The sequence below is a fragment of the Mesorhizobium sp. Mes31 genome, from assembly GCF_024519675.1.
In the GTDB taxonomy this organism is placed as follows: domain Bacteria; phylum Pseudomonadota; class Alphaproteobacteria; order Rhizobiales; family Rhizobiaceae; genus Mesorhizobium.
The window spans coordinates 474,856-498,890 of sequence record NZ_JALJRL010000001.1; the positions used below are offsets into that span (position 1 = coordinate 474,856).

Sequence of the window (24,035 nt, forward strand, 5' to 3'; positions counted from 1 at the left end):
TTGCCATCCCGGGAAGCGGCGAACATAGTTCCGGACGTATGTCGTCTTGCAGGGACCATCGATGGACAACGGCGCCACAATGCATCTTGCCGTTTCGCTGTTTCCGGGAACCGCCGATCCATCACCCGAGCCGGAATTCGATCGTCTGGCGCGGTTTGCGCAAAAGGCAGAAGCCGCCGGGTTGGACATGGTGCTGCTTGCCGATGCCGCGCCGGCTTCCGGTGGTGAAACGGCGAACCGGCAGGTGACCTTCGAAGCGACGACCTTGCTGGCCGCGCTGGCGACAGTGACAAGCAGGATCGGCCTCGTCGCAATGGCCTCGACGGTCGCCCATCAGCCCTACAACCTAGCCCGCCGTTTCGCGTCGCTCGACATCACCAGCCACGGCCGCGCCGGCTGGCATGCGACGATGGTGCAGGCGCCGCGCGAAGCGGCCAATTTCAGCCGGCCGGAAGGCTTTTCCCGCGACGATTTTCGCCGCCGCACGGAGGAATATATCGGCATCGTTCAAGGCTTGTGGCAGGGCTGGGACGCGGACGCGCTGTTGTTCGACAAAGGCGGCGGTCGCTTCCACGATCCCGACAAGATGCATCTGCTCGACCACCAGGGCGAGTTCTTTTCCGTGCGCGGCCCGCTGAACGTCGCGCGATCGCCGCAGGACATGCCGGTGCTGGTGCTGTCCGGCCTGTCGGTATCAGACATGGATATTGCCGCCCGCACAGCCGATGTCATCCTGCTGGAAGACCGGTCGGCGGAAGACACCAAGGCACGCCGTGACGATCTGAAGACCCGCGCTGCCGCCCGTGGGCGGGACCCGGATGCCGTGAAGGTGCTGATGAACGTCTCGCCCGTCACCGGTGGGAAGCCGGCCGCCTTGGCCGACAAATTGGAAGAACAGTTCCGCTCGACAGGCTGCGACGGGTTCAACATCCTCATGCCGGCACAGTTTTCGGCGCTCGACGATTTCGTCGATCTGGTTTTGCCGGAGTTGCGGCGGCGTGACCTGTTTCGGGAGCACTATCGCGGCGCGACGCTGCGTTCGCATCTCGGACTTGCCGGAGCAGGTGACCAATGACCGCCTCGTCCCGCCAGATGAAGCTCGGCGCCTTCCTATGGGCGACAGGCCATCACATCGCCGCCTGGCGTCACCCCAAGGCACATGTGACGGCCGGCATCGACATCGACCACTACGTCAAGCTGGCGCGCACCGCGGAAGCGGCGAAATTCGACCTGCTGTTCTGCGAGGACGCCGCCGGCCTGCGCGAAGCCAATGTCGGCATCGCCAGCCAGACGTCGCGCTCGATCGGCTTCGAGCCGATCAGCCTGCTGTCGGCGCTGGCGGTCCAGACCAGCCTCATCGGGATCGTCTCCACCGCCTCGACAAGCTACAACGAGCCTTACGGGCTGGCGCGGACCTTTTTGTCGCTCGACCATCTGAGCGGCGGCCGGGCCGGCTGGAACCTGGTGACATCGGCGAGCCAGATCGAAGCCGCCAATTTCGGCTCGACGGGCCTGCGGCCTCACGCCGACCGCTACGAGCGGGCGCGTGAATTCGCCGAGGTGGTGACCGGGCTTTGGCACGGCAAGCTCGACGGGGCTTCTGGATCCGGTCACGATGGCCATAGCTTTTCGGTTCGGGATCCGCTCGACCTGCCGCGTTCGCCCCAGGGCGCGCCGGTCATGGTTCAGGCCGGTGCCTCGGATGTCGGCCGCGACCTTGCCGCCCGCACCGCCGATGTGGTGTTCACGGCGGCGCAGACGTTCGAGGAAGCGAAGGCGTTCTACGACGATCTGAAGGGGCGTCTGGCGGCCTATGGGCGGGAGCCGGACGACATCAAGATCATGCCGGGCGTTGCGCCCGTGGTGGCGGAAACGGAAGCGGAAGCCCGGGAAAAATACGAGGAGTTGCAGGAACTGATCCCCGACGAAGTCGGCGTTGCGCTGCTGTCCAGCTATCTCAGCATCGCCGATCTGTGGCGCTATCCGATCGACGGGCCGCTGCCGGAGTTGCCGGCGACCGAAGGCATGCAGAGCCGGCAAGCGCTGGTCATCGAACAGTCGCGCCGCGACAACCTTTCCATTCGCCAGCTTGCTCGCCATTTCGCCGGCGCGCGCGGCCATTGGCGCATCGTCGGAACAGCCACCCAGGTCGCCGACGAATTGCAGGCGCGGTTCGAGGGAGGCGCGGCCGACGGGTTCAACGTGATGCCCTCTTACTTCCCCGGCGAACTCGATGCCTTTGCCACGCTGGTCGTGCCGGAACTGCAGCGGCGCGGCCTGTTCCGCAAGGACTATGAAGGCCGCACGCTGCGAGAGCATCTCGGATTGAAACGACCGCTATAGCGCAACGAGCGTTCACGACGCCTTGCTGATGACCATGAAGCAATGGACGTAATCCATGGCGTGCCCCTCCGGCGCCCGCGCCACCTCGGCCTGATAGGCGCCATAGAAATCATCGACGATGGCGGCCCGCTCTTCCGCCGGCCGCGACGGATCCAAAGCGCCGGCAAACACCGTTTCCGACCACGAGCGCAAGGTCGGCACATAGGCTTCAGCGAAGCGCGCCGCGTCTCCATGGCGGCGAAAATCGGCTGCGTAGGGGCAGGCCGTCACAGTGGTGGAGACATGGTCGAGCCGCAAGCCGGCCCGCGAGACAGCCGAGTTCGCGTCGGCGAAGGGTGCCGCGAATTCAACCTTGCTCTTGTAGAATTGCTGGAAGGTGGCGTTGCGGTATTCGGGGGCACTGATCCGGCCAGACGCGTGCAGCTCGCGCCAGTGCCTGGCGAAGGTGTCGAACATGTTGACGCCGCCAGTGTTGCCGAGATAGCGGCCTTCCTCGTCGACGCAGAAATTGGCCAGCACCAGCCTGCCGCCGGGCCGCAATTCGCGGGCGCGGTGGAGCAGGATGGTTTCCCAGTCGGCCATGGCCTGGGCGCGGAACTGCGCCTGCTCCCGCGGCGTCGCGCCGACCGCCTGCACATGATCGGCGATCATTGTCGGCCGGCTGCTCAGCCAGTGCATGGCGGTGGCCGAAAAGCCGAGCGACAGCGTGCCACTGGCAAGAATCTGACGATAGAAACTGGTGCCGCTGCCGAAGATGTAGACATCAGGCATGCCCGCCAGCGGCGCATCGGTCGGCGCCCCGAGCAGACCCTGGGTCAGCCGGAACAGAGCAGCGAAATCATTGTGCGGCAGGTCGGTATAGGTGATCGCAATCTCGCGATCCGGTTCCTTCGCACGGACGAGGCCAACGATGCGGCGCATCAGGTCAAGCGATGTGCCGCCGTCGGCGGCGCCGAAGTCGGCCACTGTAAACGGCACTCCTCCGGCAAGCGGCTGCATGGCGGCGATAGCCTCGGCGACAAGATCGCCGGCACGGTCGATCACCGCCTTGGCCCCGACCGTGTTGGACGAGTAGTAGCCCGCCCCGCGCATCGAGATCACCGGCATCGCGGCCTTGACGTTCATGCCCTTGCCCTTTCCGGTCCGGCTGAACTAACCATCATTACGGCGCGCGCGCCGCTCCTCGTCAAGCCTTGTCATTCGTCATCGGTCCTGCTGCCGCCGGCGCCGGTGGCTCGGGAATTGTCCGAAGCCGGCACGTAGGTTCTCGCCGCAATGGCGCCGAGGGCTTCGAAAACCGTGGGATCGATGCTGGCACGTCGGCGCCCATCCGGCTCCCGAACGCCGTCCGGGCCCCTGCTTATCGTGACGCCGGCATCCGGCGCCAGCCAACCGGCGTCGCCGGCTTTCGCGGCGATGGCGCCGCCAGCGACATCCGCGCACGCGCCCTTCCACGACACGCGCACCCGTACATCCCAGAGCGCGGCGAAGCCGACCAGCCACAAGGGATGGGCCACCCGTTCGATCCGCAGCGGATGGCCCGTGAGCATGCCGGGCCTGTCCGCGATCAGCGCCCCGGTCCGGATCGGGCAAAGGCAAGAACCGTCGGTGGGCGCCGAAATCGCCGATACTGCCTCCGCCGGGAACGACAGAGTGGGCGCGGCCAGGGACGGACTATCCCGCGCCAGTGCCAGCAGGGACGGTGCCCAGGGCAGCCCGCCGGCGGCAAGCGCCTTGGCGCATTTGCCGATGTCGTCGCAAAGCCCCCAGCTGAAACCGGCGCCGCGCGCGGTCTTCGCCGCCAGCATCTCGACCTCGTTCAGCGACAGCTCGATCACGATGCCGCCCTGGCTGTCTTCCGCGCGGCAATGTCCTCGGGAAAGGGGGCGCCCGCAAACAATGAAATGCGCAGCCATCGGTCCGAACGCGGATCGAAGCGGCTGGCGCCGAAGAAGGCGAGCTTCGAGCGCAGCAGGTCGATCGGCCGCATCGTCGCATCGATCAGATTGCCGCGGATTTCCGTGTAGGGATTGCCGGCGGCCAGTTGCACCCGGCGCACGACGTGGCGCCATTGCGGCTGCCCTAACAGCAGGTTCGCGACCGGGCTCTCCGACGGCTCGGCCTCCAGCACGGCGGCCAGACGGCGGATGTCGCGGGCCACCGCCAGCGGCTGTTCGCGTTCGGCCCCCGGCTCGCTGTGCCGCTCGCCAAGGCGTGGCTCGAGCTTCTCCTCGGAAACATACCAGAAGCGTGCGTCCGCTTCGGCCGAGCCGAAGTCGTAGGCCAGCGCCCAGCCATAGTGCGTTTCGATCAGCCCGCGCAGCGCGCCGCAGCTCATGGCGCCATCGATCCGGTAGACCGCCGCCTCGTCACAAGCCATGGTGTCGGCGAGTTCGTCGATCAGCGCGCCGTGCGGCTCCAGCATCAGGGCGACCATCGCTTCCTGCCCTTCGAGCGACAGGTTCTGCTCGGCGAAGCGATAGAGAGCGTCCCAGGGCTGGGCTTCGCCAGCCAGAATGCCGCCGGCCTTACTGCCGATTTTATCGCAGTCGGCCGCCAGCCGCAGAAGTGCTGCCCCCTGCTCCGCATCTTCGGTCTTCCAGCGGCGGATGTTGTCCTGCATCGCGGCCAGGGCTGCGAGAAATCCGTCAATGCTGCCGCGGTCGGCTGCCGGCAGTGAGCGGACGCGCGCCAGCGCCGTCTCGCGCGCCAGCATCCAGCGGTGCAGCAGGAAGGGATGGCGCACCAGAAACGGCGCCATGCCGAGGCCGGTGGAATTGCCGACACCGAGTTGGCGACGCAATTCAGGATCGAGCATCGCAGCGCGCGCGGGCGCGCGCCGTCGGGCCATGTGTTCGGCAAGCGCGATGGTGAACGAGCGGATAAGCCAGACGGTCAGCATCTCGGCACGGAACGGTCCGGCAAATTCCGGTCTTTGCGAAATGCGGTCGCGGTCGGCGATGCCGAACTTGCCATTGCCGTAGACCGCCGTGGTGCGCATCAGATAGCCGACATTTTCGATCTGCGCGGCATCGGGCTGACGGCCTTCGGCCAGCCTTTCGACGACATGGGCGAACAGCCTGACGCTCTTGTTGGCGCGCGACAGGATCAGGTCGCGCTCGCTGAACCGGCCAGCTTCCTGAAGCGGCACATTGGCGGCGAGGCGCGCGATCTCGGCCGCGTCGGGCACACCGTCATAGAGCACGTAGCTGGTGTCCCACGCCTCGGCGATGACCCGGTCGGTGCGCATGGCATCGGCCAGCGGCGTCGAAAAGGCGACCAGCGCATAGGATCGCATCGGCATGTCGACCCGGATCACCGCGTGGCCGAAACCGTCGTCATCGATTTCCCACGCAGAAGGCGCGACTTTCCAGGCTTCCCGTTCGGCTTGCCGCATCATTGCCCGCAGGAAGCTCAGCCGCGTCGGATGCGAGGCGCCCATGCGGTCCAGCCGCATGACGACGTCCGGCGGCCGCAGAGCGATGGTGTTCACGGTGAGGCGCCTGAAGATTCTTCGCCGCGAAACACCCGTTGCATCAGCCTTACCCAATTCCCGCCCATGATGCCGTCGGCTTCGGTTGGCGAGAACCCCGCCTGCAGCAGGCCTGCACGAACCCCCGGAAAGTCCCGATTGGACGAAAACCACGCCGGTTGGGCCGGCCGCACCGCCGGCCCGTTCGGATTGTCGGCGGAGGCAAGCGTCCAGCGTCCGTTGCGCATCCATCTGATCACTGAATCGTCATGACCCTGGCAAAGGTCGGAGCCGATGCCGATCCGATCCACGCCGATCTGTCCTGCAAGCCTCGCCGCCATCGCGCAGAAGGCCTCGAGCGTGCAGGCGCTGCCGCCAGCCAGATGGTGCGGATAAAGCGACAGGCCCAGCATGCCGTCATTGGCGGCGAGCGCGTCGATCACCCTGTCGGAGACGTTTCGGGCCGTATCGCGCCACCAGCGCGGATTGGCATGCGTGACCGCGACCGGCGCGTCGGAAGCCTCGATGGCATCGAGTGTGGTGGCTTCGCCGGCATGCGACATGTCGATGACCATGCCGAGGCGGTTCATTTCCCGCACCACTTCCCGGCCCATCCGGGTCAGGCCGCCATCGTAGCTCTCCTGCCAGCCGGTCCCGAGCAGCGACTGGTTGTTGTAGGTCAGCTGCATGAATCGCAGGCCAAGGTCGTAGAGAATGGAAACAAGCCCGAGATCGGCCTCGATCGGCGACGGATTTTGCACGCCTAACAGGATCGCCGTACGTCCGCCTTGCCTGGCCGTAGCGATGTCGGCAAGGCTCGACGCCTTGACGATCAGATCGGCATTGTCGGCAAAGCGCCGGTCCCAGGCAATGATGCGATCGACCGTCTCGCGGAAGGTCTCGTGATAGGCGATCGTCGCATGGACCACATCTACACCGCCGTCGCGCATCTCCTCGAAAATCGCGCGCGACCAGTTGCAGTATTGCAGGCCATCCATGACCAGCGGAGCCTGGGGATCGAAGCCGTCTGCCAAATGCGGACACTCACCGTGGCTAGGGCTGCACTGACGAAAGCAGCCGCTCCCCAGAAGATCGGATCATTGGCCAAGTTGCAATCCGATTGTTCTGAGCCAGCGGTGAAATCGGCTCAGGGATGCATCATCCGGGCGGTGCCCGAGACCCTGATCGAGCTGCCAGGCGTCGGCGGAATGTCGGCATGCAAGCGCGAGCGCATGCCCATGTCCTCGCCCTGCACGATGTCGATCGCACCGCCATGCGGCCAGCCAATGTCGCGCAGATAGCCGGCGAAGGCGGCCGTCGACGCTCCCGTTGCCGGGTCCTCATAGACGCCACCGGAGGCGAACGGATTGCGCGTGTGGAACAGCCGAGGCGTTTCGGCATAGGCCAGCAGGATCGTCACCAGCCCTTCGCGCCGCATCAGGGCTTGTCCTGTTTTCAGATCGTAGCGCATGGCGGCCAGCGCCTCGCGCGACCTGAGCACCAGCACAAGGTGGTCCGCGCCGCCATGAATCAGCGCCGGTGGAATGGCCGGGTCGAGATCGCCTGATGTGTAGCCGAAGAGCGCCAGCGCCTCGGCAATCAGTTCCGGCGGAGCGGGCTTGCTGCGTGTCGGCGGCGACTGCAGGGCGGCGGCGATATTCGCGCCATCACGGAAGCCTTCGACGGTGATGCTCGCCTGGTTGAGGGTCAGCGGGAAAACCCCATCGCCAAATTGCCGGACCAGCGCCGCACCAAGGGCGATGGTGGCATGGCCGCAGAAGGGAACTTCCGATTCCGGCGAGAAATAGCGGACCCGCCAGCCATTGCCGTCCGGTGCGGCAAAAGCGGTTTCCGAGAACCCGACTTCGGCCGCCATGCGCTGCATCGCGACTGCATCGGGCAAGACATCGCCTATCAGGACTCCGGCGGGATTGCCGCCGGTGTCGCCATCCGAAAAGGCCGCGATCTTCAGTACGTCCATCTGCTTCCACCTCGTAGTCCCAAGGCGCGCAGGAAACACCTTCCCAGGTGATTTGAGAACCGAAGAAATCGATGAGCAGCTGTGACCTGACCGATGAGGTTAGCCGGCTGTCACCTTGTCACGTGGCGCCTGATGGTCGGCATTCGACGCGGCTGTGTGAGCGACCAGCGCCGTCATGATCTCGGCGGCCGCGAGCGCCGCAATGACTTGCGGACGCTTGTCCTTGACGGCATCGCCACCGATCGGCGAGACGAGGCGGGCGAACTGCGCTTCGCTGCCATCGGCCGATTTCAGGAACCAGTTCCTGAACGTGGCTTTCTTGGTCTTCGAGCCGATCACGCCGACATAGGCGGTATCGTTGCGTTTCAGCGCCTCGGCGACAATCAGGAAATCCAGCGCGTGGTCGTGGGTGAGGATGGCGAATGCGGAACCGGCAGGAGCGTTTCGCACCTCGGCCTCGGGCATCGGTGTCAACCGCGTCACGATGGTTTCCGGCATGCCTTCCAGTGCCTCGGCACGCGTCTCGATGACGACGCCGTGCACCGGAAGAAGTGCGATGGTGGACGCCAGCGCCTGACCGACATGACCACCGCCGAAGATGTAGACACGCGGCAGATGTGCCTCTTCGGCCTCCGCCGCAGCAATCAGCTCGGCCGCAAGCTCGGTGTCGACGCGGCGGATCAACACTTCGACGCGCCCGCCGCAGCACTGGCCGATCTCGGGGCCGAGCGGCACGTCGAGCGTCGCGCAGACCTCGCCAACCTCGATGTGGCTATCCCGCCCTCTTGGGGAAGAGAGAAGCATCTGCCTGGCCTTGTCGATGGCCATGTATTCGAGCTGGCCGCCGCCGATGGTGCCAAAGATCGCCGCTCGCGAGACGAGCATGAAGGCGCCCTTCTCACGCGGCGTCGAACCCTTGGTGCCCGCCACTTCGACCAAAGCGATGCGGCCTTGACCCGCAAGGAAGGCTTTCAGGCTTTGCACTTTCGAATTCATCATTCGCATTCCCGTGAGGGGAACATAGAGTTTTTCGGCCCAAATTGCACGTTTTGCTGACTCAGGCCTTGGCCTCGCCTTTCAGCCGCTCGATCGTCGTCAGCACGCGTTCTGGCGTCGCGGGGGCATCGAGGCGCGGACAGATCTTGTGGTCGGCGACGCTCGCCACCGCGTCCGACAACGCGTGCAGCACCGACATGCCGAGCGGGAACGGCGGCTCACCGACCGCCTTGGAGCGGTGGATCGTCGGCTCGCTTGCCTCCGGCCAGTCGGCCAAGGTGACGTTGAATATCATCGGCCGGTCGGAGGCGAGCGGTATCTTGTAGGTCGACGGCGCATGCGTGCGCAGCCGGCCGTTGGCGTCCCACCACAATTCCTCCGTCGTCAGCCATCCCATCCCCTGGATGAAGCCGCCTTCGACCTGACCGAGGTCGATGGCGCGGTTCAGCGAGCGGCCGGTCTCGTGCAGGATATCGGTGCGCTCGACCATGTACTCGCCGGTCAGCGTGTCGACCGAGACTTCCGAGCACGAAGCGCCATAGGCGAAATAGTAGAAGGGACGGCCCTCGCCCTTGTCGCGGTTCCAGTGGATTTTCGGCGTCTTGTAGAAGCCCGCCGCCGAAAGCTGGATGCGGGCCATATAGGCCTGCTTGACGAGGTCGGCGAAAGCGATCTCCTGGTTGCCGATGCGCACCCGGTTGGGCAGGAACAGCACCTGATCGCGCGGCACCTGGTATTTTTCAGCGGCGAAATCGGTGAGCCGATCCTTGATCTGGCGGGCGCCATTCTGCGCCGCCATGCCGTTGAGGTCGGTGCCGGACGACGCTGCGGTGGCCGAGGTGTTCGGCACCTTGCCGGTGGTGGTCGCGGTGATCTTCACCTGGTCGAGGTCGATCTGGAATTCTTCCGCCACCACCTGCGCCACCTTGACGTAGAGGCCTTGCCCCATCTCGGTGCCGCCGTGGTTCAGATGCACCGAACCGTCGTTGTAGACATGCACCAGCGCCCCGGCCTGATTGTAGTGCGTGGCCGTGAACGAGATGCCGAACTTGACCGGCGTCAGCGCCAGCCCACGCTTGATGAAGCGGCTGTTGGCGTTGAAGGCCGATATCTCGCGCCGCCGCCGCGCATAGCTGGCGGTTTCCTCCAGTTCGGCGACGATGCGCTGGATGATGTTGTCCTCGACCGTCTGATGGTAGGGCGTGACGTTGCGGTCCGAGGTGCCGTAAAAGTTCTTCTTGCGGATTTCGAGCGGGTCCTTGCCGACGGCAAAGGCCACTTCGTCGATGACGCGTTCGGCACCGACCATGCCTTGCGGGCCGCCGAACCCACGGAAGGCGGTGTTCGACACGGTGTTGGTGTAGAGCGGCGCCGACTGGGCATGCACCGCCGGCCAGAAATAGGTGTTGTCGCAATGGAACAGTGCGCGGTCGGTCACCGGGCCTGACAGATCCGCCGAGAAACCGCAACGCGCGGCGAACATGAAATCGACGCCCAGAATGCCGCCTTCATCGTCGAAGCCGACTTCGTAATCGATGAGGAAATCATGCCGCTTGCCGGTGGCGATCATGTCGTCGTCGCGGTCGGGGCGGATTTTCACGGCGCGATGGTGCTTCTTCGCGGCGATCGCGGCCAATGCGGCAAACTGATTGCCTTGCGTTTCCTTGCCGCCGAAACCGCCGCCCATACGGCGGATTTCCACCGTGATGGCGTTGCTCGGCACGCCGAGCGCATGGCTGACCATGTGCTGGATTTCGCTCGGATGCTGGGTCGAGGAATAGATGGTGACGTCCTGGTCCTCGCCGGGAACGGCCATGGCGATGTGGCCTTCGAGGTAGAAATGCTCCTGGCCACCGACGCGCATTTTTCCCTTCAGCCGGCGCGGCGCCTGGCGGATCGCTGTGGCGGCATCGCCGCGCTTCAGCGTGAGTGGCGGCGTGACGAGCTTGTCCTTCTTCGGATCGAGCGCGCCGATGTCGGTGACGAAGGGCAATTCCTTGTATTCGACCTTGGCCAGCCTGGTGGCGCGGCGCGCCTGCTCGCGCGTTTCGGCAATGACGCAGAAGATCGGCTGGCCAAAGAACTGGACCTTGCCGTCGGCGAGCACCGGCTCGTCGTGGCGGCCGGTCGGCGAAATGTCATTCTCGCCCGGCACGTCCTTTGCCGTCAGCACATCGACAACACCGGAGGCTGTACGCACCGCCGAGAGGTCCATGCGGGTGATGGTGGCGTGCGCGGCAGCCGAAAGACCGAGGCAGCCATGCAGCGTGCCGGCCGGTTCCGGCATGTCATCGATGTAGACGGCGGTGCCGCTGACATGCTTGTGCGCGGAATCATGGCGCTGATCGGTGGCAACGCCGCCGGCGATCTTTTCAGCTTTGAGATTGGGAGTGGTGGCGTGCTTGTTCATCATGCCGCCTCGTGCCTTGCAACCTGGATCGGCGCCCTGGTTCCGCTGGTCTCGGCGAAGAAACGCAGCAAAAGATTACGCGCCGCCAGCGCCCGGTATTCGGCCGAAGCCCGCATGTCGGTCAACGGCGTGAAATCCGTGGCATACTGCGCCATCGCCGCCTCGACCGTCTGTTCGGTCCATGGCTTGCCGAGCAGCGCTTTTTCGACAGAAGACGCCCGCTTCGGCGTCGCCGCCATGCCGCCATAGGCGATGCGGACGTCCGCGACCGTGCCGTCCCTGGCCAGTGACAGGAAGAAAGCCCCGAGTGCTGCCGTGATGTCCTCGTCGCGGCGCTTGGTGATCTTGTAGACGGCAAAGTTCGTTGCCTTGGCCGGCACGGGTACGTGCACGGCCTCGACGAACTCGCCTGGCCGCCGGTCCTGCTTGCCATAGGCGATGAAAAAGGTCTCCAGCGGAATCGTGCGCCGCTTCTTGCCCTTGCGCAGCGTCAGCTGCGCGCCGAGCGCGATCAATGGCGGCGGCGTATCGCCGATCGGCGAACCGTTGGCGATGTTGCCGCCGATGGTGCCCATGTTGCGCACCTGTTCGCCGCCGATGCGGTCGAACAACGGCCCCAGCGCCGGGATGCGCTTGGCCAGCATCGAGAACGCGTCGGTGTAGGTGACGCCGGCGCCGATTGATATGACGCCCTTGTCTTCCGAGATGGTACAAAGCCCGTCGAGATCGCCGATGAAGATCACCGGCGAAATATCGCGCATGTGCTTGGTCACCCACAGGCCGACATCGGTCGAGCCGGCAACAATGGTGGCGCCGGGTTCCTTGTCGAGCACGGCGGCGAAATCGTCGACGTTGGCCGGCACGACCAGGCGCGCCTTGCCGGCGCCGATCTCGACCCGCGCACCGTCGTGCATGGCCTCGAGCCTTGCCGTGATCGCCTTGCGCTCCACCGCCAACGGATCCTTCGCGGCCTTGCCGTAGCTGGAGATGGCATGCGCCGCGCGCATGATCGCCTCGTAGCCGGTGCAACGACAGAGATTGCCCTGCAACGCCTTTTCGATAGCAGCGTTCGATGGGTCGGGCGTTTTCATCCACAGGCCATAGAGCGACATGACGAAGCCCGGCGTGCAGAAGCCGCATTGCGAGCCGTGGCAATCGACCATCGCCTGCTGCACCGGGTGCAGCTTGCCAGCCTCACCGCGCAGGTGCTCGACGGTCACGACATGGGTACCGTCCAGCGAGCCGAGGAAACGGATGCAGGCATTGACACTTTCATAGACCAGCCCGTTGGCCGAAAGCTTGCCGACCAGGACAGTGCAGGCGCCGCAATCGCCTTCGGCGCAGCCTTCCTTGGTGCCGCGCAACGATCGGTTGAGCCGCAGCCAGTCGAGCAAGGTCTCGTCGGGCGCCACCTTTGCGAGCGTGACGTCCTCGCCATTGAGGATGAAGCGGATTTCGTTGCGGATATTGACCTTGGCCACGCCTCAGCTCCCCCTGTAAGTCGAATAGCCGTAGGGCGAGACGAGCAGCGGCACATGGTAGTGCACCGGCTCGGCCATGCCGAAGCGGATCGGCACGCTGTCGAGGAAGGCCGGCTCCGGCAGCTTTGTGCCCTGCCGCCGCAGATAGTCGCCGGCGGCGAACACCAGTTCGTATTCGCCGGTGCGAAATTCCGCGCCCGCCAGCAGCGGCGCGTCGCAACGGCCATCGGCATTGGTGACAACAGTCTTCAGATGTATCCGCGCGTCGCCGTTGAGATGAAAAAGCGCGATCGACAGTCCCGCCGCCGGCTTGCCGGTCGCCGTGTCGAGGACATGGGTCGTCAGACGCCCGCCATCGGCTTTCGACGTTTCTGCCATTGGCCGCCTCCCATTTCCAGTATGAACGAATTGGCCCGATACAATCGAACATAGTGATGAATTGTGCGCCAATTAAAGGCCATGCATAAGTCCCGGTCGAGCGGAGCGCGACAAAAACACTTTCAAAAATTTTCGGGGGAATGCGCAGGCAACCCTTTCGACTATCCTCATCACAATATCCGGCAGGAGTGACAATGCGTTACGAACGGGACATGCGCGGCTACGGAGCCAATCCGCCGGATCCGAAATGGCCCGGCGGTGCGCATGTCGCCGTGCAGTTCGTCGTCAACTACGAGGAAGGCGGCGAGAACTGCGTGCTGCATGGCGACAAGGCTTCGGAAGCCTTCCTGTCGGAAATCGTCGGCGCCGCACCCTGGGTCGGCCAGCGCCACTGGAACATGGAATCGATTTACGAATACGGCGCCCGCGCCGGCTTCTGGCGGCTCTATCGCCTGTTCACCGAGGCCAAGGTGCCCGTAACCTGCTACGGTGTCGCCACCGCGCTCGCCCGGTCGCCCGACCAGGTCACGGCGATGCAGGAAGCCGGCTGGGAGATCGCTTCGCATGGGTTGAAATGGATCGACTACCGCGACCACAGCGCCGAGGACGAGCGCCGCGATCTCGAAGCGGCGATCAAGCTGCATTACGAGGTGACGGGGGCACGCCCAACCGGCTGGTACACCGGCCGCACCTCGGTCAACACGGTGCGGCTGGCGGCGGAAGAAGGCGGCTTCGACTATGTGTCGGACACCTATGACGACGAATTGCCTTACTGGTTCGAGCATCAGGGCGGCAGTCAGCTCATCATTCCTTATACGCTCGACGCCAACGACATGCGCTTCGCCACGCCGCAAGGGTTCAATTCGGGCGACCAGTTCTTCGCCTATCTGAAGGACAGTTTCGACACGCTCTATGCCGAGGGCAAGGAAGGGCGGCCGCGCATGATGAACATCGGCCTGCATTGCCGCCTCGTCGGGCGGCCGGGCCGGGTGGCGGCGCTGAAGCGCTTCGTCGACTATGTGAAGTCGCACGACAAGGTCTGGCTCGCGCGGCGCATCGATATCGCCAGGCACTGGCAAGAGGTCAATCCTTACCAGCCGGCGGCACTGCGTCCGTCGAAGATGGAATTCGAGACCTTCGTTCACACCTTCGGCGGCGTGTTCGAGCATTCGCCATGGATCGCCGAACGGGCCTATGAACTGGAACTGGGCCCGGCGCACGACACCTCGGGCGGCCTGCACAATGCGCTTTGCCGCATCTTCCGCGCCGCAAGCGAGATCGAGCGGCTCGGCGTGCTCAACGCCCATCCCGACCTTGCCGGCAAACTGGCAAAGGCCAAGCGGTTGACGGCGGAATCGACCAGGGAACAAGCCTCGGCGGGCCTCGACGCGCTGACCGACAAGGAGCGCGAACTGTTCTCCAAGCTCAATGCCGCCTACGTCACCACCTTCGGCTTCCCTTTCATCATCGCGGTGAAGGGCAAGACCAAGGAGGAAATCCTGGCGGAGTTCGAAACGCGCATCGGCAACAGCCGCGGCGTCGAATTCGAGACCGCCTGCAAACAGGTCGAGCGCATAGCGCTGCTGCGCCTCAAGGACATGCTTCCACAATAGGTTTGAACCCATGGATACGATCAGGATGCCCGAGCGAACCTATTACGCGCCGCATGGCGGCCATTCCGGCCAGAACGAGCTGCTGACCGGGCGCGCCGTCTTCACCGAGGCCTATGCCGTCATCCCCCGGGGTGTGATGCAGGACATCGTCACCAGCGCCTTGCCGTTCTGGGACAAGACCCGCGTCTGGATCTTGTCGCGACCGCTGTCCGGTTTTGCCGAGACGTTCTCGCAATACATCGTCGAGATCGAGCCCGGCGGCGGCAGCGAGCGGCCGGAACCCGATGCCGGTGCCGAGGGCGCCCTGTTCGTGGTCGAGGGCGAACTGACGGTTCTGCTCGCCGGCAAGAAGCATGGTTTGAGGCCCGGCGGCTTTGCCTTCCTGCCGCCGGCAAGCGGCTGGACGGTTCGCAACGAAAGCAAGGCCGATGTCCGCTTCCACTGGGTTCGCAAGGCCTACGAAGCCGTCGACGGCCTCGATACGCCCGAAGCCTTCTTCATCAATGAACAGGACATCGCGCCGAGCCCGATGCCCGGCACCGAAGGCCGCTGGGCAACGACGCGTTTCGTCGATCCTGCCGATTTGCGCCATGACATGCATATGACCATCGTCACGCTCGAGCCGGGCGCCGTCATTCCCTTCGCCGAGACCCATGTCATGGAACACGGCCTCTATGTGCTGGAGGGCAAGGCGGTCTACCGCCTCAACCAGGACTGGGTCGAGGTCGAGGCCGGTGACTATATGTGGCTGCGCGCCTTCTGCCCGCAGGCCTGCTATGCCGGCGGCCCTGGGAAATTCCGCTACCTGCTCTACAAGGACGTCAACCGGCACGCCAAGCTCGGCGGGGCCGGCCTCGGGGAACGCGCGCGGTGACCCGCATCGTCGCGCGGCCGCTGACCCGTGAGAGCTTTGCCGCGTTCGGCGACGTCATCGACATGAGCGGCGGCAATCACTACCCCATCAATGGCGGTAAGGCCGAACGCTACCACGATCTCGCCACCGCGGAAGCGGCAGGGCCGAACGCCCGCGTGCTGATCTCGATGGTGCGCGGCACGCCTTACGAATTGCCGCTGAAGTTGAGCATGGTCGAGCGCCACCCCCTTGGCAGCCAGGCCTTCATCCCGCTGTCGCCGCGTCCGTTCCTGGTCGTCGTCTGCCATGACGGCGACGAGGGGCCCGGCGAGCCGCACGCGTTCATCACCGCACCCGGACAAGGCATCAACTATTCCCGCAATCTCTGGCACGGCGTGCTGACGCCGATCGGCGAGACGCAGGATTTCCTGATCGTCGACCGCGGCGGCGACGGCTCCAATCTCGAAGAATTCCATTTCTCGCACGCCTACGAGATCCATCTCCCATAATTCTTTGTGCATGTCGTTACCCCAAAGCCGGGGCACTTTTGGGCGACATGCAGCAGGAGACCCGATAATGACCGACATTTCACTGATCGACCGCCTGCTCGACGTCATCGAGCACGACATCGTGCCGAAGACGGCAGAAGGCGTTACCCATGGCAACAAGCTGTTCGGCGCGGCGATACTGCGCAAGGATGACCGTTCGCTGGTGCTGGCCGAGACCAACAACGAGATGGAAAACCCGCTCTGGCATGGCGAGGTGCATTGCCTGAAGCGTTTCTACGAAATACCGAAGGCCGAGCGCGTCGATACCAGGGACGCCATTTTCCTCGCCACGCACGAACCCTGCTCGCTGTGCCTGTCGGCGATCACCTGGACCGGCTTCGACAATTTCTACTATTTGTTCAGCCACGAGGATTCGCGTGACAGCTTTGCCATCCCGCATGATCTCAGGATTCTGAAGGAGGTCTTCACCCTCGACCCCGGCGGCTACAATGCCGAGAATGCCTACTGGAAGAGCTTTTCCATCCGCAAGCTGGTGCGGTCGCTGCCCGACGCCGAGCGCCAGCGTCTGGAAACGCGCATCGGCAGGATTTCCTCCCGCTATGACGAATTGTCGGAGGCCTACCAGGCGAGCAAGGCCGAAAACGACATTCCGCTGAATTGACGCGGATTGACCAGCCGAATTCGTTGGCTGGCCCACGACGCGACCCCACCGGCTCCATCATCTGGCGATCCTGGAGTCCCGCCATGAAAACCGTCATCGAATTTCCCCGCAAGGTCGTCGAATTTCCGGACATGGCGATCGTCATGCCCGACGGCTGCCGGCTGTCGGCACGGGTGTGGATGCCGGAGGATGCGGGCGATGATCCAGTGCCGGCGATCCTCGAGCACCTGCCCTACCGCAAGCGCGACGGCACCATTTTTCGCGATCAGCTGACGCATCCCTATTTTGCCGGCCACGGCTATGCCTCGATCCGCGTCGACATGCGCGGCAATGGCGATTCCGAAGGGTTGATGGACGACGAATATTCCGAGCAGGAATTGCAGGACGCCTGCGACGTCATCGCCTGGGCCGCAAGCCAGCCCTGGTGCAATGGCAATGTCGGCATGATGGGCATTTCCTGGGGCGGCTTCAACTGCCTGCAGGTGGCGGCCAAGCAGCCGCCGGCGCTGAAGGCGGTGATCAGCCTGTGCTCGACCGTCGACCGCTATGCCGACGACATCCACTACAAGGGCGGCTGCCTGCTGATCGAGAATTTCGGCTGGGCCTCGACGATGCTCTCCTATTCGTCGCGGCCGCCGGACCCGCTCTTGGCCGGCGACGTCAGGTGGCGCGATCTGTGGCTGACAAGGCTGGAGAACCAGCCCTTCCTGGCGCCGCTATGGCTGAAGCATCAGCACCGCGACGCCTACTGGAAACGCGGCTCGATCTGCGAAGATTTTTCCACCGTCCACGCGGCGGTGCTGTCGATCGGCGGCTGGCATGACGGCTACCGCAACACCGTCTCGCATCTCGCCACCAACATCGAAGCCCCGGTCAAGGGCATCATTGGCCCCTGGATCCACAAATACCCACACTACGCGGCGCCCAAGCCCGCCATCGGTTTCCTGCAGGAAGCGCTGCGCTGGTGGGACCGCTGGCTGAAGGGTATCGACACCGGTGTCGAAGCCGACCCGGCCTACCGCGCCTATGTGATGGACAGCGTGCGCCCGGCGCGCTGGCACCCAGAGCGGCCGGGCCGCTGGGTTGCGGAGGAGCAATGGCCGTCGCCCACCATCAAGACGCAAGTGATCGCGCTGATCCCCGAGGGCAGCAAGGCGGCGATCGTCGCCTCGCCGCAGAGCTGCGGCCTTGCGGGTGGCGAGTATTTTCCGTTCACCTTCGGTCCGGAACTGCCGGGCGACCAGCGCCCCGACGATGCGCTGTCGGTGAGTTTCGACCAGCCGGAACTCAGTGCGGCGATCGACATCGTCGGCGCGCCCGAAGTCGAGGTGCGGGTATCCTCCGACCGCCCGCAGGCCAACATCGCGATCCGGCTGTGCGACGTGCACCCGGATGGCGCGTCGGAACTGATCTCCTACGGCGTGCTCAACCTGACGCACCGCAACTCGCACGAATTCCCGCAAGCGCTGGTGCCCGGCGAAATCGTGTCGGCGAGCGTGGTGCTCGATCAATGCGCCTACCGCGTGCCGGCTGGCCACCACCTGCGTATTGCCGTGTCGAACGCCTATTGGCCGATGATCTGGCCATCGCCGGAACCGGTTCAGCTCACCATGTCGGCCGCGACGCTGTCCTTGCCATTGCGCCCGTTGGCGACAGGCGACGAAGTGACGTTCGCCGAACCGGAAGGCGCCACCCCCTGGGCAACGGAAACCATCCGCGCCACCAGTTCCGAGCGCCATGTCGACCGCGACGAGAAGACCGGAATTGTCACGCTTTCCATTACGGATGATTTCGGCGAAGTGCGCGATCTCGCTCATGGCCTGGCCAATGGCAGCATTGCCCGCGAGACCTGGACGATCCATCCCGACGATCCGCTGTCGGCCTCGGGAAAGACGCACTGGACGCAAACCCTGTCGCGAAATGGATGGTCGGTGCGCACGGAGACATCGGCGGAGATGCGATCCGACGCGAAAAACTTCATCGTCAGTGCCAGAATCGAAGCCTATGAGGGCGAAACTCTCGTCTTCGAGCGCAATTTCGAGGAAAAGGTGCCGCGCGCACTCCTTTGAGCCTCGATTGCGGCTCGCTGTCATTGGTCCAAATGCGACGTGCGATTTACGCCACGGCATGTCGCATTCCGTCTTGCTTACCGCTTTCCCTTGCGGTCATTATTCTCCTCACAAGAAACAAGAAAATCGGCCGCAGAGTCGAACCAACAGAGTGAGGAACTCAACATGTCTAACGAACTGGAATTCCTGAGCCGGCGTGTCGCGTCGGGCAAACTGAGCCGTCGTGATTTTCTCGGCCGGGCGGCGGCGCTCGGCGTCACCGCGCCCTTCGCCAACTCGCTGCTTTCAAGTGCGGCGCGCGCGGCTGGCCCGGTCAAGGGCGGCACGCTCAAGGCCGGCCTGGTCGGTGGCGAATCCACCAACAGCCTCGACCCGGCCCTGTTCATGACGCAAGTGCCGTTCGCCTTCGGCAAGATGTGGGGTGAAATGATCGTCGAGCTGTCGCCGGAGGGCAAGCTCGAGAACCGCATCGCCGAGGAGATCGGCTCCTCCGACGACGCCAAGGTGTGGACGCTGAAGATCCGCGACGGCGTCGAATTCCACAATGGCAAGACCGTGACCGCCGAGGACGTGGCCGCCACGCTCGAGCGCCATTCGGACGAAAAGTCGAAGTCGGGTGCGCTCGGCTACATGAAGGGCATCGAGACCATCAAGGCCAGCGGCAAGGAAGTCGTGCTGACGCTGAAGGAGCCGAATGCCGATCTTCCCTACCTGCTCAGCGACTATCACCTGATCGTCCAGCCCAATGGCGGCAAGGACAAGGCCGACGCCGGCATCTCGGCTGGCCCCTACAAGGTCACCACCAACGAGCCCGGCGTGCGCCATGGCGGCGAACGCTTCGCCAACTACTGGCAGGGCGACAAGATGGGCCATGCCGACCAGATCGAGATCATCGTCATCAATGATGCGACGGCGCGCACGGCGGCCCTGCAGGGCGGCCAGGTCAACATGATCAACCGCGTCGAGCCGAAGATCGTCGACCTGATCAAGCGGGTGCCGGGCGTGACCATCCGCAACCATTCCGGTCCCGGCCACTACGTCTTCATCATGCATTGCAACACGGCGCCGTTCGACAACAACGATTTGCGCATGGCGCTGAAGCTGGCGATCGACCGCGAGGAGATGCTGAACAAGGTGCTGCGCGGCTACGGCTCGCTCGGCAACGACTTCCCCATCAACGCGGCCTACCCGCTGTTCACCGAGATCGAGCAGCGCAAGTACGATCCCGACAAGGCCAAGTTCCACTACAAGAAGTCGGGGCATGACGGCTCGGTCCTGCTGCGCACCTCGGATGTCGCCTTCCCCGGCGCCGTCGACGCCGCGCAGCTCTTCCAGCAGAGTGCGGCCAAGGCCGGCATCAAGCTCGAGATCAAGCGCGAGCCGGGCGACGGCTACTGGTCGGAAGTCTGGAACAAGCAGCCCTTCTGCGCCTCCTACTGGGGCGGCCGCTCGACGCAGGACCAGATGTATTCGACCGCCTATCTGTCGACGGCCGACTGGAACGACACGCGCTTCAAGCGTCCCGATTTCGACAAGATGGTGCTGGCGGCGCGCGCCGAGCTCGACGAAGCCAAGCGCAAGGCGATGTACCACGACATGGCCGTCATGGTGCGCGACGAAGGTGGTCTGATCCTGCCGATGTTCAACCAGTTCATCGACGCGACCGGCGCCAAGGTCGACGGTTGGGTCGATGATCCGCATCAGGAATTGATGAACGGGTACGCCCTGGCGAAGTGCTGGCTCCAGGCTTGAGCCCGGCTTTGCGGATATGTCTTCACCCATCCTGAAGCTAATTGCCCAGCGCATCGCGCTGGGCATTCTCCTGCTGCTGGCCGTTTCGGTCCTGATTTTCGCCGGCACCCAGATCCTGCCCGGCGACGTCGCGCAAGCCATTCTCGGACAATCGGCGACGCCGGAGTCGCTCGCCAATCTGCGCGAGCAGCTCGGGCTCAACGACCCGGCCTATATCAGGTATTTCCGCTGGCTCGGCGGCGTGGTGACCGGCGATCTCGGCACGGCGATGTCAAGCGGGCAGGATATCGCCACGTCGATCAAGGGACGGTTGTGGAACACGCTGTTCCTTGCCTTCTGGGCGGCGATCGTCGCGGTACCGCTGGCGATCATCCTGGGCCTGATCGCGGTGCGCTACCGCAATGGCTGGGTCGACAAGCTGATCTCCGGACTGGCGCTCGCGTCGACCTCCTTCCCCGAATTCTTCATCGGCTACGTGCTCGTCTATTTCTTTGCCGTGAAATGGCAGATCTTCCCGGGCATCTCGACCGTCTATGACGACATGCCGTTCGGCGAGCGCATGCAGGCGATCGCCTTGCCGGCGACGGCGCTGACGCTGGTGGTGCTCGCCCACATGATGCGCATGACGCGCGCGGCGATCCTCAACGTCATGCAGTCGGCCTATGTCGAGACGGCGGAACTGAAGGGCCTGTCGGCCTTCAACGTCATCCGCAAGCATGCCTTCCCCAACGCGATTGCGCCGATCATCAATGTCGTCATGCTCAACCTCGCCTATCTCATCGTCGGCGTCGTCGTGGTCGAGGTGATCTTCGTCTATCCCGGCATGGGGCAATATCTCGTCGACCACGTCACCAAGCGCGACGTGCCGGTGGTTCAGGCCGTCGGCCTGATCTTCGCCGCCGTCTATATCAGCCTGAACATCATCGCGGACATCGCGGCGATCGTCGCCAATCCGCGCCTTCGGCATCCAAAGTAAGGGAGCGGGTATGCTCGATATCAAACGCATCCCCATCCCGGCGCTGATCGGCATAATCCTGACCGCCTTGTTCGTCCTGGCGGCGATCTTCGCGCCGTGGATCGCGCCGCACGACAATGGCGAGATCGTCGGCGACGTCTGGGAACCGATGTCGGCGACGCATTGGCTGGGCACCGACAATCTCGGCCGCGACCTGCTCTCGCGCATGATCTACGGCGCCCGCATCACCCTGTTCATCGCCGTGCTTGCCACAGCGCTGTCGTTCTCGCTGGGCGCCATCCTCGGCTTCTCGGCGGCGGTGTTCGGCGGCTGGTTCGACACGCTGCTGTCGCGTCTCGTCGACTTGCTGATGTCGATCCCGACGCTGATCATGGGCCTCGTCGTGCTCTCCGTGCTGCCGTCCAACCTGGTGACGCTGATCCTGGTGATGGGGATTCTCGATTCGACCCGTGTCTATCGCCTGTCGCGAGCGGTCGCCGTCGACATCAATGTCATGGACTATGTCGAGGCGGCCAAGCTGCGCGGCGAAGGGAGCGGCTGGATCATCTTCCGCGAGATCCTGCCCAACGCGCTGTCGCCGCTGGTTTCGGAACTCGGCCTGCGCTTCATCTATGCCGTGCTGTTCCTGTCGACGCTGTCCTTCCTCGGCCTTGGCGTGCAGCCGCCGGATGCCGACTGGGGTGGCATGGTCAAGGAAAACAAGGACGGCATCGTTTTCGGCATCGGGGCCGCACTGATCCCGGCGGCGGCGATCGCCATGCTGGCGATTTCGGTCAACCTTGTCGCCGACTGGGTGCTCAACCGTACGACAAGCCTGAAGGGAGGACGCGGGTGATGGCCGACAGCAAAGCGAAGCCTGGCCTGCTGCTCGACATCCGCAATCTGCGCATCGAGGCCACCGTGTACCCGCCCGGCGAGCCGCCGAAGACGATCACCCTCGTCCACGACGTATCGCTGACGCTGGAGAAGGGCAAGGTGCTGGGGCTGATCGGTGAATCAGGCGCCGGCAAGTCGACCATCGGCCTGTCGTCGATGGGCTATGGCCGCGGCGGCGTGCGCATCACCGGCGGCGAGGTCATCCTCAACGGCCGTGACATCCTCAAGGGTGGCAAGGAAGGCTTCCGCAAGCTGCGCGGCCGCGAGGTCTGCTATGTCGCGCAGTCGGCGGCGGCCGCCTTCAACCCGGCGCACAAGCTGATGGACCAGGTGGTGGAGGCCACCCTCCTGCACGGCACGGCGACTCGCGCGGAAGCCGAAAAGCGCGCCGTCGCGCTGTTCAAGAAGCTCAGCCTGCCGAACCCGGAAACCATCGGCGAACGCTTTCCGCACCAGGTCTCGGGCGGCCAGTTGCAGCGCGTGATGACGGCAATGGCGCTGTGCTCCGAGCCGGACCTGATCGTCTTCGACGAGCCGACGACGGCGCTCGACGTGACGACGCAGATCGACGTGCTGGCGGCGATCAAGGACGCCATCCGCGACACCCATGTCGCGGCGCTCTACATCACCCATGACCTTGCCGTCGTCGCCCAGGTCTCCGACGAGATCATGGTGCTGCGCCATGGCCGGCTGGTCGAATGGGGCGGCACCCGCCAGATCATCAAGGAGCCGCGCCAGGAATACACCAACGCGCTGGTGTCGGTGCACGAGATCGAACATGCCGAACAGAAGCCAGGCACGACGCCCTTCCTGTCGGTGAAGAACGTCACCGCCGCTTACGGCGGCGGCCACGTCAAGGTGCTGAAGAACGTCTCGGTCGACATCTATCCAGGCCAGACGCTGGCCGTCGTCGGCGAATCCGGTTCGGGCAAGTCGACGCTGGCGCGCGCCATCACAGGGCTTTTGCCGCCCGAACAGGGCACGGTGACCTTCGACGGGCGCCCGTTGGCCAACCGGCTGGCCGACCGGCCGAAGGAGGATCTGCGCCAATTGCAGATGATCTACCAGATGGCCGATGTGGCAATGAACCCGCGCCAGACCGTCGGCACCATCATCGGCCGGCCGCTGGAGTTCTATTTCGGCATGCGCGGCAAGCAGCGCGACGCGCGCGTCGCCGAGTTGCTCGACAAGATCGAGATGGGCAAGGGTTTCATCGACCGCTATCCGGCCGAGCTGTCGGGCGGGCAGAAGCAGCGCGTCTGCATCGCCCGTTCGCTTGCCGCCAAGCCAAAGCTGATCATCTGCGACGAGGTGACGTCGGCGCTCGATCCGCTGGTGGCGCACGGCATCCTCGAGCTCCTGCTCGAGCTGCAGAAGGAGGAGAACGTCGCCTATCTGTTCATCACCCATGACCTCGCCACGGTGAAGTCGATCGCCGATTCGATCGCGGTGATGTATCGCGGCGAGGTGGTACGCTATGGACCGAAGAGCAAGGTGCTGACGCCGCCCTTCGACGCCTATACCGACCTTCTCTTGTCATCGGTCCCGGAGATGGAGATCGGCTGGCTGGAAAAAGCGATCAAGGGACGGCGCATGGCCAGCGCGGGGAACTAGAACAATTCCAGGAAAAGCGCGTAGCGCTTTGCCTAGGGAATTGCGCCAAAA

Annotated in this window: 20 protein-coding genes; 11 read left to right on the forward strand and 9 right to left on the reverse strand. The window is 64.4% G+C overall.

From position 1 onward, the window contains the following. Window positions 1-61 precede the first annotated feature (61 nt). Window positions 62-1,075 carry an LLM class flavin-dependent oxidoreductase gene (locus NR193_RS02140; protein WP_256749229.1) on the forward strand — a complete coding sequence of 338 codons (1,014 nt, stop codon included), beginning with the start codon at window positions 62-64 and terminating at the stop codon, window positions 1,073-1,075. Next, window positions 1,072-2,343, forward strand: a complete 1,272-nt coding sequence (locus tag NR193_RS02145; protein WP_256749230.1) for an LLM class flavin-dependent oxidoreductase — start codon at window positions 1,072-1,074, stop codon at window positions 2,341-2,343. The genes NR193_RS02140 and NR193_RS02145 overlap by 4 nt, the downstream gene beginning before the upstream one ends. A 12-nt stretch (window positions 2,344-2,355) precedes the next feature. Here NR193_RS02145 and NR193_RS02150 read toward each other — a convergent pair whose 3' ends face one another. The 9 genes from NR193_RS02150 to uraH all read right to left on the reverse strand — a co-directional run bounded on the left by NR193_RS02150 (window position 2,356) and on the right by uraH (window position 13,061). Next, entirely contained in the window at window positions 2,356-3,468 is a 1,113-nt protein-coding gene (locus tag NR193_RS02150) for a class I SAM-dependent methyltransferase (RefSeq protein WP_256749231.1), read from the reverse strand. Between the two features lie 71 nt (window positions 3,469-3,539). Beyond that, the gene (locus NR193_RS02155; protein ID WP_256749232.1) at window positions 3,540-4,181 is read right to left on the reverse strand and encodes a DUF3726 domain-containing protein; all 642 of its coding nucleotides are present in this window, start codon (window positions 4,179-4,181) and stop codon (window positions 3,540-3,542) included. After that, on the reverse strand, window positions 4,178-5,836 hold the full coding sequence (locus tag NR193_RS02160; RefSeq protein ID WP_256749233.1) for a hypothetical protein: 1,659 nt from the start codon (window positions 5,834-5,836) through the stop codon (window positions 4,178-4,180). The genes NR193_RS02155 and NR193_RS02160 overlap by 4 nt, the downstream gene beginning before the upstream one ends. Next, window positions 5,833-6,849, reverse strand: coding sequence for a membrane dipeptidase (locus NR193_RS02165; RefSeq protein ID WP_256749234.1), 1,017 nt, complete (start codon window positions 6,847-6,849; stop codon window positions 5,833-5,835). The genes NR193_RS02160 and NR193_RS02165 overlap by 4 nt, the downstream gene beginning before the upstream one ends. Before the next feature lie 113 nt (window positions 6,850-6,962). After that, window positions 6,963-7,796: a PhzF family phenazine biosynthesis protein gene (locus NR193_RS02170; RefSeq protein ID WP_256749235.1), complete on the reverse strand. Its 834-nt coding sequence runs from the start codon at window positions 7,794-7,796 to the stop codon at window positions 6,963-6,965. Between the two features lie 99 nt (window positions 7,797-7,895). Further along, window positions 7,896-8,792: a xanthine dehydrogenase accessory protein XdhC gene (xdhC, locus tag NR193_RS02175; protein WP_256749339.1), complete on the reverse strand. Its 897-nt coding sequence runs from the start codon at window positions 8,790-8,792 to the stop codon at window positions 7,896-7,898. Window positions 8,793-8,853: 61 nt separating this feature from the next. After that, on the reverse strand, window positions 8,854-11,202 hold the full coding sequence (gene xdhB, locus NR193_RS02180; protein WP_256749340.1) for a xanthine dehydrogenase molybdopterin binding subunit: 2,349 nt from the start codon (window positions 11,200-11,202) through the stop codon (window positions 8,854-8,856). After that, entirely contained in the window at window positions 11,202-12,683 is a 1,482-nt protein-coding gene (xdhA, locus tag NR193_RS02185; protein ID WP_256749236.1) for a xanthine dehydrogenase small subunit, read from the reverse strand. The genes xdhB and xdhA overlap by 1 nt, the downstream gene beginning before the upstream one ends. Before the next feature lie 3 nt (window positions 12,684-12,686). Then, window positions 12,687-13,061 (reverse strand): hydroxyisourate hydrolase, encoded by a 375-nt coding sequence (uraH, locus tag NR193_RS02190; RefSeq protein WP_256749237.1) that lies wholly within the window; start codon window positions 13,059-13,061, stop codon window positions 12,687-12,689. Between the two features lie 194 nt (window positions 13,062-13,255). Between uraH and puuE the strand changes: the two genes are divergently transcribed. The 9 genes from puuE to NR193_RS02235 all read left to right on the forward strand — a co-directional run bounded on the left by puuE (window position 13,256) and on the right by NR193_RS02235 (window position 23,984). Then, entirely contained in the window at window positions 13,256-14,674 is a 1,419-nt protein-coding gene (gene puuE / locus NR193_RS02195) for an allantoinase PuuE (RefSeq protein ID WP_256749238.1), read from the forward strand. A gap of 10 nt (window positions 14,675-14,684) precedes the next feature. Beyond that, window positions 14,685-15,548 (forward strand): bifunctional allantoicase/(S)-ureidoglycine aminohydrolase, encoded by an 864-nt coding sequence (locus NR193_RS02200; RefSeq protein ID WP_256749239.1) that lies wholly within the window; start codon window positions 14,685-14,687, stop codon window positions 15,546-15,548. Continuing rightward, complete coding sequence (locus NR193_RS02205) at window positions 15,545-16,036, forward strand: ureidoglycolate lyase (RefSeq protein WP_256749240.1); 492 nt, start codon at window positions 15,545-15,547, stop codon at window positions 16,034-16,036. The genes NR193_RS02200 and NR193_RS02205 overlap by 4 nt, the downstream gene beginning before the upstream one ends. A gap of 67 nt (window positions 16,037-16,103) precedes the next feature. Then, window positions 16,104-16,697 (forward strand): nucleoside deaminase, encoded by a 594-nt coding sequence (locus NR193_RS02210; RefSeq protein WP_256749241.1) that lies wholly within the window; start codon window positions 16,104-16,106, stop codon window positions 16,695-16,697. 83 nt (window positions 16,698-16,780) lie between these two features. Continuing rightward, a complete protein-coding gene (locus tag NR193_RS02215) occupies window positions 16,781-18,766 on the forward strand; it encodes a CocE/NonD family hydrolase (RefSeq protein ID WP_256749242.1) in 1,986 nt (661 codons plus the stop codon). Between the two features lie 165 nt (window positions 18,767-18,931). After that, window positions 18,932-20,518: an ABC transporter substrate-binding protein gene (locus NR193_RS02220; RefSeq protein WP_256749243.1), complete on the forward strand. Its 1,587-nt coding sequence runs from the start codon at window positions 18,932-18,934 to the stop codon at window positions 20,516-20,518. A gap of 16 nt (window positions 20,519-20,534) precedes the next feature. Then, a complete protein-coding gene (locus NR193_RS02225) occupies window positions 20,535-21,494 on the forward strand; it encodes an ABC transporter permease (RefSeq protein WP_256749244.1) in 960 nt (319 codons plus the stop codon). Between the two features lie 10 nt (window positions 21,495-21,504). Beyond that, window positions 21,505-22,329 carry an ABC transporter permease gene (locus NR193_RS02230; RefSeq protein WP_256749245.1) on the forward strand — a complete coding sequence of 275 codons (825 nt, stop codon included), beginning with the start codon at window positions 21,505-21,507 and terminating at the stop codon, window positions 22,327-22,329. Then, window positions 22,329-23,984 (forward strand): ABC transporter ATP-binding protein, encoded by a 1,656-nt coding sequence (locus NR193_RS02235; protein WP_256749246.1) that lies wholly within the window; start codon window positions 22,329-22,331, stop codon window positions 23,982-23,984. The genes NR193_RS02230 and NR193_RS02235 overlap by 1 nt, the downstream gene beginning before the upstream one ends. Window positions 23,985-24,035: the final 51 nt, after the last annotated feature.